The following is an 18218-nucleotide window of genomic DNA, read 5'->3' on the forward strand; positions in this document are numbered from 1 at the left end:
ACTGCTACTTAGTTGAAACACAACTAGGGGGAGTTATCGTATGGAACAAAAGTGGAGCATACGTCTTATTCGATTAGCGGCAATCTTTGCTTTAATCGGCACATATTTAGGTTCACATATGTCGGGATCAGGTAGCTATGAATATAGACCGATACATGCACATATTTTACTGGTCGGCTGGCTTAGTATGTTTGCCTGGGGTATTTTTTATAGAGCCTTCAAAGTGAAATCACAAAAATTAGTAACCATTCATGGTTGGACAGCTATTGTGGGTGTTCTGGGCTTAACGTTAGGCATGTGGTTTTACAATATAAATCCATTTAATTTTGGTAGCACTTTTACATTAGTCTTCTTTATTGTAGGAGGAACTACACTATTAATTAGCTTTGCTTTATTTATTGTTGTAACATTTATGATTCAACAACAAAAGGATAATAGCAGTCTTTAATAAAACCTACCGTGTCATTCGTGATGCGGTAGGTTTTAAAATATTTATTTAATTTCTTCAAGTGACTTTTTCAGCCATCTTGTCGCCTCTTGATAGTCTTGTGCAACACCATGCCCTTTTTTGTATAGCATACCAAGCTGGAATTGGGCTTTTTGATGTCCTTGATTAGCAGATAGTCGATAAAGCTGGGCTGCCTTTGCAAAGTCCTTTGGTACGCCCTGTCCATGAATGTGCATTTGGGCTAATTGGTATTGTGCTTTCATATGTCCTTGTGACGCAGCCTGTTCAATCCATTTAGCTGCCTCTGTGTAATCCTGCTCTACCCCTTTACCTTTATCAAATATATTGCCTAGTTGATACTGCGCACCTGCATGGCCTTGAATGGCTGCTAGGCGATAACATCTGCGCGCCTCTTCAAGATTTAAGGCTACCCCTAATCCCTGTTCATATAGTAGACCTAATTGATATTCAGCTTGAATATGTGATTGATCAGTTGCTGCTCGCCACCATATCACGGCCTCCTTATAATTTATAGGAACACCATTTCCAGATGTCAGTAATAGGCCAAGCTCATACTGAGCATCTGCATAGCCTTTTTCTGCCGCTGACCTAAAATATGACATTGCTTTGGCTGGATCTTGAAGCTGATATACATATAGACGTCCTAGCTCGAAGCCAGCGCTGATATGGCCATTGTCAGCAGCTAGCAGTAGCCACTTTTCTGCTGACACAAGATTCTGTTCTTTTTCATACAGCAGGCCAAGACAGTATTGAGCATTTAAATGTCCTTTATGTGCCGCTAGCTTGAACCATTTTAAAGCTTCTATATGATCTTCTATCATTCCTTGCCCAGTATTATAGAGCATGGCCAGTTGAAACTCTGCGTTCACATGGTCCTGTAAAGCAGCCATATGAAACCATTTTGCCGCTTCTTCTTGGTTTTGGGGAATACCACGCCCTTTTAGATGCATATAGCCGAGATTGTATTGAGCACTTGCATCTCCAGTTAAGGCAGCCATTTTGAAATAAGCAACGGCTTTATCATAGCTTTGCTCCACACCCGTGCCATTATGATAAAGGAAGCCTAGATTGTTTTGGGCACTTGTATTACCTTGATTGGCTGCTAAGGTATACCACTTGGCAGCTTCGTTAAAATTTTGAGATAGGCCTAAGCCTTGATTATAGAGTACACCTAAATTGTATTGAGCGTCAGCATTCTCTAAATCAGCAGCTATTTGGTAATGTCGTGCAGCCTCTAGATAATCCTGTATAACACCTTGGCCTAGATGATAAAGTACACCGAGGCTATAGTGAGCATTTGCGTCATTTTGTGCGGCAGCTCGTTCATACCACATTTTTGCAAGCCGATAGTCCCTTTCTACCCCTCGACCATGATTGTAAAGAGCACCTAAGTTATATTGAGCACTTGCATCTCCGTTCTGGGCAGCTACTTCAAACCATTTGACAGCATGTTCGTAAGCCTCTTGAGACTGCTCATGCTGAAGTATATTTTTATCAAATATTGAAGGAAGTTCTGTGACATGAGAAGACATGTGGTTCGATTTGAAACTACGATCATAGCGCTTCATAAACCATTCAACAATATCGCTAAGATAATCTAAAACAATTTTAGCTGCTTTGGCTTCTACAATGTCATTACTAGTATGGCTTGTCATTTTATGAATTAGATTCATCAATAAATAAATCCGACGAGGATGAATTTGCGCCACAAAACTTCGATTATTTAATAGCATTCGGACATTTTTGAGTTTAGGTTCGGTATGCATTTCCAATCGGTAAATCTCATATAAAATTTCCTCTAATACAAGAAGTGACTTCTGTAAGGATTCTGCTGGGGTTGAAATGGCGAGCAAACTAGCATCCTGTAAATTTTTAGCTAATATTGTGAAGGACAGCTGTCTTAATTTTTGACATTGTTCTTCAAGATTTTCATAATGCATGACGAAAGTACTCACCTCTTTCAGTTAATTACCTCGGCGTCGTTGCAAGCAATTTCTTATTCAACCTTTTTACAAAGCGCCTCTTCATCTCTTTGTTCATATATCGGAGAAAAATCGATATTATTGATATGTTTTAATGGGATTCATCAGTTGAATTGTTGCTGTTACATGATACTATTTGATATAAGGGAGATTCGTAGCTACGGAGAACCTGTCAGCCTTTAGGTGGGGGATCGAAATGAAAAATATTGCAGCTATTATACCAGCATATAATCCACAACAATCACTCATTACCTATGTACATCAATTGTTAGCAACGACTATTACACAAATCATCATTGTCAATGATGGGAGTGATCAAAAATATAAAGATATTTTTGAAAACCTAGATAAAATTGAACGCTGCCAAGTACTACAGCATGATTGCAATATTGGTAAGGGTGGCGCACTTAAGACCGCCTTTGCATATATACGAGAACAACAAGCGAGGTGCCATGGTATCCTTACAGTTGGGGCCCATGGGCAACATACTTTACAAGATGTGAAGCTTGTTTTAACGATGACAAAGGTGTTTTCTGAAGGGATTGTGCTAGGTGTACGTAACTTTCGTTCAACTGATAGTACATTTCTTTCTTACTGGGGAAATCGTGCAACAAGCTTATTTTTCGAGATACTATATCATAAGAAATTAATGGATACACAAACAGGTTTACGTTATATTTCCATCAATGAGTTGCCTTGGTTAATGAAAGTAAAAGGTGAACGCTATGATTATGATACAAACATGTTAGTTGCTGCACTTAAAAGAAAGTGTCCAGTTTTCGAAGTTGAAATTGGGCAATTACGTATAAAGAAGAATTCAATAATTCAGTACGATGAAATAACAAACGCTGGTACCATTATTACGAGAATGCTCATAAATTATCTAAAGCCAAGGAATAGTAATGGCTAGGTTTAAATTTAAAACAATGAGCTAGGATAAAGAATAACGATCACTCATTAGAGCGTAGCGAGTATAAGAGAAGGAGCAATGTATATGGAATATTCAGATCAAGTGAAAAATCGTGTGAAACGGATGGAAGGACAGCTACGTGGCATTTTGAAAATGATGGAGGAGGAAAAAGACTGTAAGGCAGTCATTACACAATTATCAGCAGTACGCTCTGCTGTAGACCGTACAGTTGGGGTTATTGTTAGTACAAACCTATTGGAATGTGTACAGAATGCTGAAGGGGATGGCGAAAAAATGAACGAAGCCATTCAGGAAGCAGTTAATTTAGTGGTGAAAAGTAGATAATTTTCTAAACTCCTGAACAATTACAGAATCTAAATCGAAATAAAACTCACTATTAATTAGGTGAGTTTTATTATTTTGCAAAAAAATAGTTATATTCGCTAATTATATTTTATTATTAGGTATTTTATATTATATAAAATTTAATATATTTTTAGTTAAAAGTCTTAGTTAGTGAACTTGTATGATAGCTTAGTAGGTACATTCTTTGCTATGCTAAATAGTGAAGAAAGAATCAAAGGGAAGGTGATGAGTGATGAAAAAATTATTGTTATGTGGTGCGGCTTTATTGATATTAGGTCCAACTGCAGTCTATGCAAAACAAACAGAAAATACCTCCCAAATTTATCCAATGGTAGCTAACTCAACAGTAGCAAATTGGGATCAATTAACAGAAGAACTTGCAAAGCAAATACAAAACTTTGAGACCGATATAAAAATTACGTATACAGGCAAAATAGGCGACCTCAAAAAAGAAATGATGGACGCACTTGAAAAAGCTAAGCAACAAGCCGTTTATGCAAGTGGACATATAGAAAGTACCATGGTTTCCGCAGATTCTCTAGGGAATGTAACGTATAAAATGAAGTACCTGACAAGTCAAACTCAAGAAGTAGCTGTACAAAAAAAGATTAATCTAATATTGAAAAATATTATCAAACCTTCTATGACAGATTTCCAAAAAGTAAAAGCTATTAACGATTATATTGTATCCAATACTATGTACGGGACTAAAACTAAGGCAAGTCCACATAGTGCTTATGCTTTGTTTTTTGAAGGACAAGCTGTATGTCAGGGTTATGCATTGGCAGCACATGCTATGTTAGAGCAGTCTGGGATAGAGACAAAATATGTTGTAGGTTTTGTAAATGGGAATGAGGCACATGCTTGGAATTTAGTAAAGGTTGATGGGAAATGGTATCATTTGGATACAACATGGAACGATCCTTTGCCAAATCGCGTTGGTGCGGCGTCCTATGACTATTTTTTAGTGTCGGACAATCAAATTAGCAAAGATCACACTTGGATTAAAGGAAATTATCCTACTGCTACAAGCACTAAATACAGTTATATGCTTAATGTTCATTTCGCACATCAGTTAAATAATATTGTTTATTTTAGTAATACTGCAGATAACGATAAACTGTATAAGCTTGATATGACTAGTGGTAGCAAGTCAAAGGTATTAGATAAACGTGCGTTGTATATTACAGGGACTAATCAAAACCTATATTATAGTGATTACAGTAACGGTGGGTATTTGACAAAGCTAGATTTAAAAACGTTAAAAGCTGAGGTGCTAGTGAAGCAGCCAGTAACAAATTTAAAGGTTAGTGACAATTATTTACTGTATAATGTCCAGACAAAAGAACATAAACTTAAAATTAATTAAGTCAACAAACAAATATTAACAGGCACAAATGGACCCTTAAGTGAGTTCTTTGTGCTTTTTTTGTATATAATGTAAAGAAGACGGTTGGAGGTGAGGAGTTTGTGGAAGAAATTAGCTATAATTGCCATTATTATTATTTTTATTGATCCTATTTATACGGCTGGTAAGGCTGTTGTTCAGCAGGTGGTCGATTGGACAAATAATGATGAAATAGAAACTATGCTACTTTCAACTAAAGAGAAGATTGTAGATGTTACTGCAAGACTTTCAGATAATGCCTTAATTGAAACAGCCCTACCTATAGAAGATGTCCATGAAGCGGAGGTAGCCCCTACAGCTCCACCTATTCAGAAACCTGAAACAAAGTTAGTCGTGACAAATGCCAAGGAACTGGCTGATGCGATGTATGCGTATTATAATAGCTTTTCACCAAAGTTTGAAATTCAATATAAAGGGAATACACAGCGAATTGAACAAATTGTAGAAGAGGCCTATAACAATGCTATCAAACGCGATGACTATGTTTACGGCCATGTAAGTAAACATTCAATTCGATATGAATATGGGCGAAATAAAGCAACTATTTTTGGAGAACAGAGCTATTTAATGACGCCAGAGCAGGCGGCATATGTAGAGATGAATGTTCAAGAAATTATTGCTAAGATTACTAAAAAATCTATGACGGATGTAGAAAAGGTACGAGCTGTCAATGACTATATTGTTGCCAATACTTCCTATACAGAACAAACGAATTCTAGCCCACACAGTGCTTATACCGTTCTTGCCGAGCACGGGGGAGTATGTCAGGGCTATGCTTTACTTGCCCACTCTATGCTTCAAAAATTGGGTATTGAAACAAAATATATCGTAGGCTATGTAGGTCAAGAGGGACATGCGTGGAATCTAGTCAAGCTGGATGGACAATGGTATCATCTCGATACGACATGGAATGATCCAGTACCAGATCGTAAGGGCGCAATACGCTACCAATACTTTTTAGTAGATGACCGTACAATGGCGAAGGATCACACGTGGATTGCTGAAGACTATCCAAAAGCAACAAGCACACTGTATAGTTATTATCATGATATAGACTTCCCAGCGCAGGTTGGAGACCAATTGTTTTATAGTAATATTGCAGATGACAATAAGTTATATGTACTAGATATGAAAACTGGTAAAACGAAGCGTGTCACAAATTCACGGGCACAATATATCGTTTATTCGGATGGTTGGCTCTACTTTAGTAATTATTCCCGAGGGGCGTATTTAACAAAGATTCGTCCAGATGGTAGTGGAGAAGAGGTACTAAATAGGGAGGATTCGAAGGATTTATTTATAAAGGATGGGTATCTCTATTTTACGACGAATGAATTGAAGAGACTGGCACTTTAAAAGCAAGAAAAGGGCAATGACTTATAAACAGTCATATGCCCTTTTTGTTCGTTCAATTAAATAGGTAATAGGCTGATGCTGACAAAGGATAATGTCCACTTGAGGATACATGAAGGTTATTTCCTCTGTAAAGATCTTTAAAATGAGTGGATTATGCTTAATGGCACCACCATTGCAATATAGATTAAATGGTGTATTCTGATAGTTAATTTTTTTCAATACAGCGTTTGCTAGAATAGCTAGTTCGTGGGCTGCTTGTTGAGATATTTCGATGGCACAAGCATCTTTTTGCTCGACTGCCTTTGCCACAAAGGAACCCATCTTGGCCAGTTGTGCATTGGTATAGGAAGGGCGGAAGAGCCATTCAGCGAGCTCTGTAACATCTTGTATACCTAAAGATTGATAGACGGCTTCCTTTAAGATTGTTGGTTTCCCTCGACCATCCTCCATTTTAAATATAGCTCTTACGACTTCCTGCCCTAACCAATACCCACTTCCCTCATCGCCAGCCCGATGTCCCCAACCCCCTACACGTACAATTCGTTGCCCATCAAAGGCATAGGCAATAGCTCCTGTTCCAGCGATGAGTAGTGCACCTGCCTGTCCAGCAGTCACACCTAATAGTGTGGCCTCCGCATCATTTTCAATAATCAGTGTATCGATTTGTAGCTGTGTAGTCTGAAGAGCATTTTGAACAATGGCCACGACGATTGCATGATCCTTCGGAGAATCAATGCCAGCTAAAGCAAAGGTAGCTACAGCAATTTGAGAATTAGGATACTTTTGCAAAAATGTTTCAACATTTGCTAAAAGCTCTTGTAAGATTGCTGTAGCTGATTCAACACCAATGGCTTGATAATTAGAGCCTTTAGCGGATATAGAATATTCAATGTCACCAGATTCAGCATGAACAACAGCACATGCTGTTTTTGTCGCCCCACCATCAATAATTAATAACCATTGCTTCATTGATTCCATTCCTCTAGAAAGGCTGTTAGTTCTTTTTCTGCTTCAATAATGGAACTTTCCTTTAAGCGAATCCATTCATAAAAATCATGGGCATTCAGTTTGGAGCGTTCAAGGGCAGCTTTCATAGTGGCTGGAGCGGGTCCACCTAGTAATGTTCGTACACCAACAAAAGATTCTGGTTTTAATGTCTTATAGAAATCCTCTTCTGAAATAGTTAATTCCTTGCCCGTGATCAATTTCGATTGTGTATTTGCAAGTCCCCATGTAAGACTAGCTAATGATTCCTCTCCATGAGCAAGTAGAACCTTAATACATTTACTAACAATACTATGTGCTTGACGGAAGGAAATGCCCTCTGAACGGACTAATGTATCAGCGAGCTCAGTGACATTCGCAAAGCTATTTTCAGCACGATTTTTTAACTTCTTCTTATTGACATCCATTGTAACAACAAGCGAACCAAACAACTTATAAATACCAATTAAGCGGTCAATGGCACGCCATAAATAAGGCTGCATATCATCCTCAGTGTCTACGATATCGCCAAAAGGTGTATTATGTACCATCTGTAATACTGTACTTGCATCTCCTACAACCGCAGATAGTAATGAGCGTGTATGTTCTATAGAAACAGGATTACGCTTTTGAGGCATAATAGAGCTTATTTGCACATATGGACTTGCGAGTGTAAACGCATTAAACTCCTGAGTAGCCCATAATAAAAAATCTTGAGAAGTACGGCCAAGATTGAGTGCTGCAAGCTGTACAATACTTGCAGCCTCAGCTATATAATCTGCTCCTGCAACCGCATCCCATGCATTTTCGATAATATCATCAAAGGCTAGTAGATCACGCATACGTTCTCTACTAATATTAAAGCCTGTCGTTGTTAAGGCAGCGGCTCCCATACTGCTACGATTGACGGTTTTATAGACATGCTGCATTCGTTCAAAATCACGCTCTAGCTGATCGATCACGGCCTTTAAATAATGGGCGAAGGTTGTAGGCTGGGCCTGCTGTGTATGTGTGTAGCCAATCATAATGGTATCGATATGTTCCTCTGCAGCAGCGATAAAATCATCACGTAATGTTAGTAACTCGCGCATTAATAGTAATAATTTTTTTCTTAATGTCATTCGATAGATGGCAATACCCATATCATTTCGGCTTCTGCCAATGTGAAGATTTCCAGCAACATCTCCAGCAAGCTCTATTAATTTATTTTCAATGCGGAAAAATAAATCCTCATATTGGGGACTGTAATCCTCTAAACGATAATAATTTAAGTCAATTTTTTTTAGAGCTATCCCAATTTGCTTTGCTTCATCTTTTTTTACAAGTCCTTGTTCTTCTAACATTTTTAAATGAGCAATATTGATTTGTAGCATAATTGTTAAAAAATTTTTCTTTGCCTCATCATAAGCTGGCTGTAAAACGATTTTTCGATAGATGTTAGAAGGGAATATCATCCCATCTTCCAGCTGTGTTTTATTGCGAAAATCTTCAAACATTGTCATGGCCCCCTAATAGATTGGCAGCTAAATGGCTGTACCAGCACTGCCTTTTGATAGTTTTTCAGAAATAATAAGGACAACTAAAATTAAACAAATTTGTAAGACACCATAAGCACAGGCGGTCCCAAATTTAAATGCATATAATTTTTGGAATATCGCTACAGACAATGGAATAGTGGATGTACTGTAAATTAGAATGGATGCAACAAATTCACCAAAGCTTTGCACGAGGGCTAAGAGTGTCCCTGCTAAAATCCCGGTGAATGTTAAAGGCACGACAATACGTCTAAATGTATACCACCAGTTGGCTCCTAAGCCACGTGATGCCTCTTCAATCGATTGATCTAGCTGTACAAGAGAGGCGGATGTTGATCGAAAAACAAGTGGTAAATGTCGAATAAAGTAGGCTAATGGCAAAATCCAAAATGTCCCGATCAATACTTGATTAAAACTAAAGATACTTTCTGTACTAAAAGCAGCAATTAAATTAACAGCAACAACTGTTCCTGGCAAAGCCCAAGGTACCATTATCAAAATATCGAGCAAGGTTTTCCCTTTAAAATTTAAGCGCACCATAGCATAAGCAGCCGCGACACCAAAGATGATATTGCCCAGTGTTGCAATGACACCCATTTGAATGGAGTTCCAAATAGGCCGCCATGTGCGCTCATCGGTAAAAAGGGCAATATAATGATCAATTGTATAGTCGGTCGGGAGAATTTGCGTTTTCCAAGCGCCATCCACAGAAAAAGAGATCAATATCAGCACTAAAATAGGCAGTATCAATATTAATGTGCCAACAAAAGAAGCAATTGTTGCTATAATTTTTACCTTTTTTGAGGATACCTCTGAACGATGAACACTAATTCCCTTACTTAGATTTTGATAATTTCTGCGATTTTGATACCAGCGCATAATGATTAAAAAAGTGATAGATACAAAAGATAATATCATCGACTGTGTTGCAGCCATCTCAAGATTCCCATTTGTACGTGATAAATAAATTTGCATCGTCATAGTACGCTCTACACCAAACATCAAAGGTGCAGTATAAGAAGCCATAGAAATCATAAACACCAATAAGGATGAGGCAACAATAGAAGGTGTGAGCATTGGTAAAATAACCTTTGTCCATACGCGAATACGCCCTGCACCCAGACTAGTAGCTGCCTCTTCAAGAGCAGGATCAAGCCCCTTAATGGCAGCAGAGGCAGTCAAATAGAAGTACGTATACATTGTGAATGTATGAACAACGATGACACCCCATATTCCCTTCAAGGCAAAAGGAACGTGATCCAACCCAAATAGATGCTGAAAAATTCGTGGGAAAATCCCGCTATCACCATATAAAAATGAAAAGGACAAAACACCTACTAGAGGAGGAAGTGCCATTGGAACCAAAACTAAAACAGACAATATCCGTCTCCCAGGGAAATTATAGCGTTCTAGTAAAAAGGCCACTGTTACCCCAACAAGTGCACAGCAAATAACACTGATAAATGAAATATAAATACTGGTCCACAAGGCCTCTAAATTTGCCGGACTAGCTATATCAAAAAATTTCTTATAGTGCAAGAATGCTTCATCGCCAGCAAAGCTTTGGATGAAAGTTTGATAGAAGGGGTAAACCACATAGGCGAATAACACTAAAAATAATGGCGATATTAAAACATAGACAAACCAATTAGCATGAAAAATTCGCGTCCACGTACTTTCAGACTGTTTCTCCATATTGGCTTCCTCCTATTCCCCTAAAAAGTATAGTGAATCTTGTGCTATATGGATTGTAATATCTTCACCGATCTTTTTGATTTGGTCATAAGAATTAATAAGCATTACTTTAAGTGAGAACGCAGTAAAATCTACAATGTAATTAACGCTAATGCCTGTGAATTCAACAAATGTAATTTTTCCTGTTAATGTGTTTTCACCAGTACCAAGTTGAATCGATTCTGGACGAATAGAAATAAATACTTTGTCTCCAATCATATGCGTTAAGGAGGGAGAGCTTTGTTGCTTTCGCCCAGTTAAATTATGTCCATTCACTGTTCGTACTTGTACATTTTCCCCATCAATAGCTTGGATTGAGCATTCAATTAAATTAGTTTCACCAATAAAATTTGCCACAAAACGATCCTTGGGTTGATGATAAATTTCCTGAGGAGTACCAATTTGTTTGATATAGCCATTTTCCATGACCATAATTCGATCCGACATAGACATGGCCTCCATTTGATCGTGAGTAACGTATATCGTTGTGACTCCAAGCTCAGATTGGATTCGTTTGATTTCAATACGTGTTTCCTCACGCAATTTTGCATCTAGATTGGATAGAGGTTCATCAAGCAATAAAATATCTGGCTCTATCACGAGTGCTCTAGCTAAAGCAACACGTTGCTGCTGTCCACCAGATAGCTCATTTATTTTTCTGTTGCCGTAAGCAGCAAGATGCACTTGGCCTCTAATTCGATCAACCTTGTGCTGAATCTCAGCTTTTGAAAATTTTCGAACTTGTAAACCAAATGCAATATTCTCATCAACTGTCATATGGGGGAAAAGGGCATAATTTTGAAATACCATGCCGATATTGCGCTTATTGGGCTGAAGTCGAGTGACATCTCGCTCATCAAAAAGAATTTTGCCTTTAGTAGGGTAATAAAAGCCTGCAAGCATCCTTAAAGTGGTTGTTTTGCCACAGCCGCTAGGACCGAGAAAGGTAAAAAATTCACCAGCTTTTATTTCAAGATTTAAGTCTTTCACGCCATACACTTGACCAAATTGCTTCGAGACATTTTCAATTCTGACACTTCTCAATCATTAGCTCCTCTCTAACAAAGAATCTAGATGATACAGGAAGGTAAAAATTCGCTGTATAAGCCGAATTTTTACCCGTTCTACTATTTACCGCGCCCTTTAATATTGTTATCCCAGTATTCCATCCATTCTGCTTCTTTGTCAGACATTAGCTGCCAATCAATATCAAATGTTTTTAAATCTAATTCCTGATACCATTCTGGCATGGAGGCTTTGTCGATATCAGAACGTGTAGGAATTTGATAGTAATCATTAGCTAATTGTGTTACCATCTCTTTTTCAAATAAAAACTCTACAAATAGTTTCGCATTTTCTAGGTTTTTCGCATTGTTTACAACTGCTACACCGTCTACTAAAATAGGTGCTCCACTTTTAGGATAAATATAATCAAAAGGATAATCTGTCGTATATTTTTTTAACAAAATATCTTGTAGATTCCATAGGGAGACACTGCCTTCTTGACGTGTTAGCTTTAAATACAAGGCATTAGGGTCTTGTGTGTACTCCTTTGTATTGGCATCTAATTGTAGTAACCATTCATAGCCTTTATCTGGTGAATCTGCATCTTGCCGTACAATCATGGAAGAATAAATCGTACGCATTGTGCCTGACGCCAGTACACCTCTGATTAAAATTTGATCCTTCCATTTAGGATCTAATAAGTCATCCCAGTCCTGTGGACCAGTTTCTTTTGTTAGTAAATCACTATTAATCATAATTACTTCTGGTAACAGCATCTCGCCGAACCATCGTCCTTCAACATCTTTGTGTGTGGTATCAATAGCGTCAATAAAGCTCGGCTGCCAAGCATGTAGTAAGTCTTCATTGGCGCCAACAATGAGCGCTGATTGGGTTCCGCCCCACCAAAAATCTGCTTGAGGATTGGCTTTCTCTCCACGAAGACGTTCTAAAATTTGTTGAGCACCCATCGTTAGAAATTCTACTTCAATGTCTGGATATTTTTCATTAAACTGATCGATCACATTTTGCACCATTTCTTCGTCACGTCCAGTGTAAATTACTAGCTTGCCTGAAGGCGACGTTGCTGCTACTTCTGTTTTTTTACCATCCGATGCCTCGTCATTATTTGCTGCATCATTTGTAGAATTTTGCTGATCTTTGCCATTACAAGCAGCTAAAACGAAAAGCATTAACATAAGGAAAAAACCAAGAATATAGGCTTTTTTCATCAACTTCCCCTTTCTTAAAGTAAGTTACTTGCATATTGCAGTATAATACCGAAGGGGGACATTAATGTTAGAATTATTAAAAAATTACATTTGCATTCATCATAACGAAGTGCATAATGGTAAGCAATGGCATTTCATTAAAGTTCAAAAAAACTCCTTAAAAAGGAATCATTCCATTTTTAAGGAGTTTTTTGTCGTTTTATGAATGTGCTTCTAATAAGCTATCCTTTTGTTGACGTTGTGCAACAATGGTTGGCAGCATCATACCAGCAATCACCAGTACAATCCCGATAATTTGTACAGCAGTTAAAGGTTCATGCAAAACAATAACGGAAACAGTAACAGCCACTGGTAATTCAATGGCACTTAAAATAGAAGCAAGCGCGCCACCGATTTTAGGGATAGCAATTGAAAATAGATAAATCGGTAAAATGATACCGAAAAGACCTAGTGCTAGTCCGTATTTCCACAGGCCTTGCATGAATAGTTTACCGTTCCAAATAACCTCTGGGCTTAGGAAAATACTGATCAAAATAAGGGCTACAGAGGAAACGATTAATACCCTTGATGTGGTAGTCACGCCCTCGACGGGTCGAGAATTAAATTGAATAAAACATGCAAAAGAAACGGCTGCTGTAAAACCGAATAGCCATCCTTGAATAGGAATGTCACTTAAATCTACATTTAATACACCTGCAGCTAGAATCGTTCCTATAAATAAGATAACGATTGAAATTACTTCAGGTCTACTTGGTAATCTTTTATGGAGGGTACAATCAATCAGTAGACCAATCCATGTAAATTGGAATAACATGACTACTGCAAGAGAAGCAGGAAGATACTTTAAAGATTCTCCGTACACGATACCTGTTGTCCCTGTAAAAATTCCCGCGCATATTAAAATAAGTAAGCCCTTCTTGGACGGTCTTGGTAATTTTCTGTCAGTAAAAATAAAGATGGATATTACGAGTAAAAAGCCAATAATATATTGGCTTGATACAGCCTCCGCTGATGTAAAGCCATGCTGCATAGCTACTTTGACAATAGTCGACAAGATCCCGTAACTACTAGATGCAATAACAATCAAAAGAGGGTAAATCAAATTGTTTTTCATATATTAGTTATTCACTTCCTAAAACTGTTTAACCATATGGTGAAAAGGCTCATCAATAATTGACCAAGGCTCCGTAATAACAAAGCCTAGTCGTTCATAAAGACGGCGAGCTTCTTCTTTTTGGGTTTCAACATTTAAAGATAATTTTGTATAGCCACGCTGCTTTGTCAGCTCTTCAGCAAATTGTAATAGCAATGTTCCGATTCCTTTACCACGTGCAGCTGGTGCAACACAAACTGTATCAATGTAAGCCTCATCTTCATGGGCTTCTTGGTCAATAACAATGGATGGCGCATTTTTTGCTTCAAGCCATTTAACAAGGTTAGCGTCCATGTGAACGGCTTGTTCGCCGTGATAATAAACGAGAATCCCCAAAATCTGTTCATTTTCAGTAGCGACAAAAGTATTTAAATAAGAATGTCGATTGTCTTCTTGGTGAAAAAGAACAGTCAGCTCTTGTATAACAGCCTCCGTTGATTGCTCACCAGTTAAGCGATTAGCAATATCGCCAATGGCGTCGATAATTAAAGGCACAACGGCATGGGCATCTTGTGGTTGCGCTTGTCGAATTGTAATACTCATTTTGATAATCCCTACCTTTCTATAGGCAAGTATAACAAAGATAGGGGATGACTCAAGTTATCCATCCGCTCATAAAGAAATCCCAAAAGTAAAAACCTTTATAGAATGACAATTTTCGTGTTAATCTATAATGACTAGACTTTCAGGAGGACTATCATGACAAAGCAAGAGAAGGATTTTATATTAGTCTATGGAGATGCTTTTATTGACTATATTGCTGATGATGTAACAAACACATCATTTACTAAATATATGGGTGGCGCAACGGTCAATGTTGCAGCGGGTATTAGCCGCATTGGTGCGCCTTCCGCATTAATTACAATTACGGGGGATGACGAGGGCTCGCAATTTGTGCGAGATGGGCTTGCCCAAGAGGGTGTGAAACTGGATTATGCCGTATTTGATCCAGCAAAACGAGTAAGTGGTGTATATGTGCATCTAACAGAAGCATGTGAGCGAATTTTTAAGGATTATGTTGATGAAACACCTGATTTACAAGTTGAACCATCACAGCTAAATGAAGCAGCTTTTAAGCATGCCTCTGCTTTAACGGTGTGTTCAGGCACAATGTTCCATCCAACAGCTCTTGCTACAACACGAGCAGCAGTAGAAATGGCTAAGGACAAGGGTGCGATTATTGCAATGGATGCAAATATTCGTCCTTTACGTTGGAGCAGTGAAGAAATTTGTCGAGATACGATTACATCATTTTTCGAGGATGTCGATATTTTAAAGGTGACGGATGATGAGCTATTCTTCCTGACAGAGACAAGTAGCTTAGAAGAAGGTATCGAGCAATTAAATAGCTATTTAGTGCCTATTATTTTAATTACCGTAGGAGAAAACGGGACTTATGCAGTCCTTAATGGTGAAGTTATCCATGTACCTACTGAGAAAGTAGTGCCTGTGGATACAACAGGTGCGGGAGATGCATTTATGGCAGGTGTCCTACGTGATGTCCATTACAATGGTTTACCTACAACAAAAGAAGAACTAGTGCGTTGTACAAGCTTTGGCAACAAATTAGGAGCTTTTGCCGCAACAAAAGCAGGTGCTTTAACGGCTCTACCATATTATGAGGATATTAAGCATTTACTAAAATAAAACATGTGAGGCGTGGAGAATATGGGGAAAGACTACGATGTTTTAGTAAAGGATCAACTGTTCTTTGGCGGTGCAAAAGATGCAGAGGCTGCATTTACACAAGAATCCGTTGATGTTGTGATAGATGTTCGTGTTCAAGGGCTATCCCCTCAAGACCAGGAGACAGTTCCTTATTCTTATAAACATATGCCTATAGCAGATGAAGATAGTGAGGTAGCATCATCCATCCAACAAGTCGCGCAAGAAGTTGCTATAGCCTTTGAGACAGGGCAGAAAGTATATGTCCACTGTGGAAGTGGTGGTGGACGTGCAGGTGTTGCAGCTACTGCTATATTAATGGAGTTGGGTATGGCTGATTCATTAGAAGCAGCACAGGCAGCTGTCAAAAAAGCTCGTCCAGTGGTGACGATACGCCCTAAAATGGAAGACGCGCTGCAAAAACTTTATAAATAATTGAGAAGATGTACTAATTAAGGTACATCTTTTTTTATGATGTAAGAGATACTTTGTTCTATACATATTAGAACAAAGTTGTTATAGTTAATGTATAACAACTAATGAGGTGATCTGTATGATGGAGGAATTAGCAAAAGTTCCATGGGCAGTAATAGCACCGCTCATCATCGTTCAAATTATTTTGATGATTGTAGCACTTATTGATTTACGAAAAATTCATGCAACAAACGGCCCTAAAATTCTTTGGGTGTTTATTATTCTTTTTGCTAATCTATTTGGATCAATTGCGTACTTTATAGTGGGGAGAAAGCAGTCATGACAACTTTACTTCAAGTTATAGGTTTGACCAAGCAATTTGCAGAGCACAAAGTTGTAGATGCTATTCATTTTAACTTAGAGGAAAAAACTTCTACGGCTTTAATTGGTCCAAATGGAGCTGGCAAGACAACCACTTTATCTATGTTAACGGGGCTTTTAAGACCGACTGCTGGAAATGTAAAGATGCTAGGTAATGATTTACGTGCGAATATAGGTTTTTTACCCCAATATCCACAATTTCATCCTTGGTTAACTGCGTTAGAGTTTACAGAAATGGCTGCAAAATTGAATGGTGTAGCAGCCAAAAAGGCTAAATTAGAAGCACAAAAAACCTTAGAATTTGTAGGGTTAGGGGACGTCCAACATAAAAAAATAGCCTCTTTTTCAGGTGGAATGAAGCAGCGACTGGGTATTTCCCAAGCAATAGTGCATAAGCCTAAATTACTGCTATTAGACGAACCTGTTTCAGCTTTAGATCCAGTCGGCCGTAGAGAAGTACTTGATTTATTAAAAGGACTACAGCAAGAGACGACTATTTTATACTCAACGCATATTTTAAATGATGCTGAAGAAATGACAGATCAACTATTATTCTTGCAAAATGGAAAACTAGTAGAGCAGGGAACATTACGTGAAGTACGGCAACGTTTTGATGAGCAAAATTATGTCATTGAATTTGGCAGTGAAGAAGAGGCTAAGCTTTTTGCAAATTCCTCTAATCATGTAATAGGTTGTAATGTGTATATTGAGATCGTGAATGAAGAGCCGACGATGAAAATGTTGCTTCAACGGTTAAGTGAATGTCCTTATACAATTAGAAAGGTAGAGCGACAGACAGCATCTTTGGAAGAAATTTTCATGAAGGTGGCGAAAAAGGCATGAGAGGATTCAATGTACTTCTGCAAAAGGAATTTAGAGAAGCATGGCGGAGTTGGAAGTTTCTATGGATTCCTCTAGTGTTTGCTTTGCTTGGAATGAGTGATCCACTAACAAACTATTATATGATGGATATTTTAAATGCTGTTGGAAATGTTCCAGAGGGCTTTGAAATGTTGATGCCAGAATTAATGCCACTGGATTTAATTCAAGCTTCTATCGGGCAATTTCAAACAATTGGCTTGTTGGTGATGATGGCTTCGTTTGTAGGAGCTATAAGTAAGGAACGTGCTAATGGTATGGCAACACTACTATATGCTCGGCCTATTTCATTTGGCGCATATTTTTTGAGTAAATTTGTTGTTATGAGCACCATTTGTTTTGTTAGTATTTTAGCTGGGTTTGGTGCAAGTGTCTATTATACAACTATTCTATATGGAACGTTGGACGTGGGTGCACTGTTAGTAAGCTTTTCTACGTACTATATTTGGTTGCTATTTGTGATAGCTGTTACGTTAATGATGAGTGCCAGCTTTAAAACAGTTATTGCTACAACATGTGCATTTACAGTGATCTTTGTTGGGCAAATTATCGATATGATTATAGGAATCTTTTGGACAATATCTCCGTGGAAACTAGCAAGCTACGGAATTGCAAAATTTCGAGGAACAATAGAGATGTCAGATTACTGGTGGAGCTTAGTCATTACGCTAGCATTGACAATTATCTGCATCGGCATTGGTATCGTGATGATGAAAAGAAATGCGTCTATGACAAAAATCTGAAGAGA

General features: G+C 38.1%; 18 protein-coding genes. 10 read left to right on the forward strand and 8 right to left on the reverse strand.

The window, feature by feature from the left end:
• Positions 1–40 precede the first annotated feature (40 nt).
• The gene (locus tag NYE73_RS00695) at positions 41–448 is read left to right on the forward strand and encodes a hypothetical protein (protein ID WP_048395933.1); all 408 of its coding nucleotides are present in this window, start codon (positions 41–43) and stop codon (positions 446–448) included.
• A 44-nt stretch (positions 449–492) separates the two neighbouring features.
• On the opposite strand, the gene NYE73_RS00700 is transcribed toward NYE73_RS00695, so the two are convergent.
• Positions 493–2409: an SEL1-like repeat protein gene (locus tag NYE73_RS00700; protein ID WP_054548487.1), complete on the reverse strand. Its 1917-nt coding sequence runs from the start codon at positions 2407–2409 to the stop codon at positions 493–495.
• Between the two features lie 238 nt (positions 2410–2647).
• On the opposite strand from NYE73_RS00700, the gene NYE73_RS00705 reads away from it, so the two are divergent.
• From NYE73_RS00705 to NYE73_RS00720, 4 genes are all read left to right on the forward strand, one after another.
• Positions 2648–3361, forward strand: coding sequence for a glycosyltransferase family 2 protein (locus NYE73_RS00705; RefSeq protein WP_048395935.1), 714 nt, complete (start codon positions 2648–2650; stop codon positions 3359–3361).
• Positions 3362–3445: 84 nt separating this feature from the next.
• A complete protein-coding gene (locus NYE73_RS00710; RefSeq protein ID WP_004233098.1) occupies positions 3446–3706 on the forward strand; it encodes a metal-sensitive transcriptional regulator in 261 nt (86 codons plus the stop codon).
• 253 nt (positions 3707–3959) lie between these two features.
• Entirely contained in the window at positions 3960–5096 is a 1137-nt protein-coding gene (locus NYE73_RS00715; protein ID WP_259951215.1) for a transglutaminase domain-containing protein, read from the forward strand.
• A gap of 90 nt (positions 5097–5186) precedes the next feature.
• Positions 5187–6491 (forward strand): transglutaminase domain-containing protein, encoded by a 1305-nt coding sequence (locus NYE73_RS00720; protein ID WP_254660076.1) that lies wholly within the window; start codon positions 5187–5189, stop codon positions 6489–6491.
• Between the two features lie 21 nt (positions 6492–6512).
• On the opposite strand, the gene NYE73_RS00725 is transcribed toward NYE73_RS00720, so the two are convergent.
• The 7 genes from NYE73_RS00725 to NYE73_RS00755 all read right to left on the reverse strand — a co-directional run bounded on the left by NYE73_RS00725 (position 6513) and on the right by NYE73_RS00755 (position 14674).
• A complete protein-coding gene (locus tag NYE73_RS00725) occupies positions 6513–7460 on the reverse strand; it encodes an N-acetylglucosamine kinase (RefSeq protein ID WP_112117036.1) in 948 nt (315 codons plus the stop codon).
• The gene (gene argH / locus NYE73_RS00730; protein ID WP_340814978.1) at positions 7457–8971 is read right to left on the reverse strand and encodes an argininosuccinate lyase; all 1515 of its coding nucleotides are present in this window, start codon (positions 8969–8971) and stop codon (positions 7457–7459) included. The genes NYE73_RS00725 and argH overlap by 4 nt, the downstream gene beginning before the upstream one ends.
• A 27-nt stretch (positions 8972–8998) precedes the next feature.
• Positions 8999–10705, reverse strand: coding sequence for an ABC transporter permease (locus tag NYE73_RS00735; protein ID WP_259951216.1), 1707 nt, complete (start codon positions 10703–10705; stop codon positions 8999–9001).
• Positions 10706–10717: 12 nt separating this feature from the next.
• The gene (locus NYE73_RS00740) at positions 10718–11788 is read right to left on the reverse strand and encodes an ABC transporter ATP-binding protein (RefSeq protein WP_259951217.1); all 1071 of its coding nucleotides are present in this window, start codon (positions 11786–11788) and stop codon (positions 10718–10720) included.
• A gap of 83 nt (positions 11789–11871) precedes the next feature.
• The gene (locus NYE73_RS00745; RefSeq protein ID WP_112117038.1) at positions 11872–12978 is read right to left on the reverse strand and encodes an extracellular solute-binding protein; all 1107 of its coding nucleotides are present in this window, start codon (positions 12976–12978) and stop codon (positions 11872–11874) included.
• A gap of 199 nt (positions 12979–13177) precedes the next feature.
• On the reverse strand, positions 13178–14092 hold the full coding sequence (locus NYE73_RS00750) for an EamA family transporter (RefSeq protein ID WP_259951219.1): 915 nt from the start codon (positions 14090–14092) through the stop codon (positions 13178–13180).
• Positions 14093–14110: 18 nt separating this feature from the next.
• Positions 14111–14674, reverse strand: a complete 564-nt coding sequence (locus tag NYE73_RS00755) for a GNAT family N-acetyltransferase (protein ID WP_066038452.1) — start codon at positions 14672–14674, stop codon at positions 14111–14113.
• A 156-nt stretch (positions 14675–14830) separates the two neighbouring features.
• Between NYE73_RS00755 and NYE73_RS00760 the strand changes: the two genes are divergently transcribed.
• The 5 genes from NYE73_RS00760 (at position 14831) to NYE73_RS00780 (ending at position 18213) form a co-directional block, all read left to right on the forward strand.
• Entirely contained in the window at positions 14831–15778 is a 948-nt protein-coding gene (locus NYE73_RS00760) for a carbohydrate kinase family protein (protein WP_054548551.1), read from the forward strand.
• 21 nt (positions 15779–15799) lie between these two features.
• The gene (locus tag NYE73_RS00765; protein ID WP_066038453.1) at positions 15800–16231 is read left to right on the forward strand and encodes a protein-tyrosine phosphatase family protein; all 432 of its coding nucleotides are present in this window, start codon (positions 15800–15802) and stop codon (positions 16229–16231) included.
• 118 nt (positions 16232–16349) lie between these two features.
• Complete coding sequence (locus NYE73_RS00770; RefSeq protein WP_081010918.1) at positions 16350–16553, forward strand: PLDc N-terminal domain-containing protein; 204 nt, start codon at positions 16350–16352, stop codon at positions 16551–16553.
• Entirely contained in the window at positions 16550–17434 is an 885-nt protein-coding gene (locus NYE73_RS00775; RefSeq protein ID WP_048395781.1) for an ABC transporter ATP-binding protein, read from the forward strand. The genes NYE73_RS00770 and NYE73_RS00775 overlap by 4 nt, the downstream gene beginning before the upstream one ends.
• Entirely contained in the window at positions 17431–18213 is a 783-nt protein-coding gene (locus NYE73_RS00780) for an ABC transporter permease (RefSeq protein WP_103117267.1), read from the forward strand. The genes NYE73_RS00775 and NYE73_RS00780 overlap by 4 nt, the downstream gene beginning before the upstream one ends.
• The last annotated feature ends 5 nt before the right edge of the window (positions 18214–18218 follow it).

This window comes from Lysinibacillus sp. FSL K6-0102 (assembly GCF_038003545.1).
In the GTDB taxonomy this organism is placed as follows: Bacteria; Bacillota; Bacilli; order Bacillales_A; family Planococcaceae; genus Lysinibacillus; species Lysinibacillus capsici.

Bases quoted from the DNA above. Each gene is read 5' to 3' on its own strand.
- NYE73_RS00750 (WP_259951219.1), bottom strand. From the start codon at position 14,092: ATGAAAAACAATTTGATTTACCCTCTTTTGATTGTTATTGCATCTAGT.
- NYE73_RS00765 (WP_066038453.1), top strand. From the start codon at position 15,800: ATGGGGAAAGACTACGATGTTTTAGTAAAGGATCAACTGTTCTTTGGC.
- NYE73_RS00770 (WP_081010918.1), top strand. From the start codon at position 16,350: ATGATGGAGGAATTAGCAAAAGTTCCATGGGCAGTAATAGCACCGCTC.
- NYE73_RS00760 (WP_054548551.1), top strand. From the start codon at position 14,831: ATGACAAAGCAAGAGAAGGATTTTATATTAGTCTATGGAGATGCTTTT.
- NYE73_RS00745 (WP_112117038.1), bottom strand. From the start codon at position 12,978: ATGAAAAAAGCCTATATTCTTGGTTTTTTCCTTATGTTAATGCTTTTC.
- argH (WP_340814978.1), bottom strand. From the start codon at position 8,971: ATGTTTGAAGATTTTCGCAATAAAACACAGCTGGAAGATGGGATGATA.
- NYE73_RS00700 (WP_054548487.1), bottom strand. From the start codon at position 2,409: ATGCATTATGAAAATCTTGAAGAACAATGTCAAAAATTAAGACAGCTG.
- NYE73_RS00780 (WP_103117267.1), top strand. From the start codon at position 17,431: ATGAGAGGATTCAATGTACTTCTGCAAAAGGAATTTAGAGAAGCATGG.
- NYE73_RS00725 (WP_112117036.1), bottom strand. From the start codon at position 7,460: ATGAAGCAATGGTTATTAATTATTGATGGTGGGGCGACAAAAACAGCA.
- NYE73_RS00735 (WP_259951216.1), bottom strand. From the start codon at position 10,705: ATGGAGAAACAGTCTGAAAGTACGTGGACGCGAATTTTTCATGCTAAT.
- NYE73_RS00710 (WP_004233098.1), top strand. From the start codon at position 3,446: ATGGAATATTCAGATCAAGTGAAAAATCGTGTGAAACGGATGGAAGGA.
- NYE73_RS00755 (WP_066038452.1), bottom strand. From the start codon at position 14,674: ATGAGTATTACAATTCGACAAGCGCAACCACAAGATGCCCATGCCGTT.
- NYE73_RS00705 (WP_048395935.1), top strand. From the start codon at position 2,648: ATGAAAAATATTGCAGCTATTATACCAGCATATAATCCACAACAATCA.
- NYE73_RS00715 (WP_259951215.1), top strand. From the start codon at position 3,960: ATGAAAAAATTATTGTTATGTGGTGCGGCTTTATTGATATTAGGTCCA.
- NYE73_RS00695 (WP_048395933.1), top strand. From the start codon at position 41: ATGGAACAAAAGTGGAGCATACGTCTTATTCGATTAGCGGCAATCTTT.
- NYE73_RS00775 (WP_048395781.1), top strand. From the start codon at position 16,550: ATGACAACTTTACTTCAAGTTATAGGTTTGACCAAGCAATTTGCAGAG.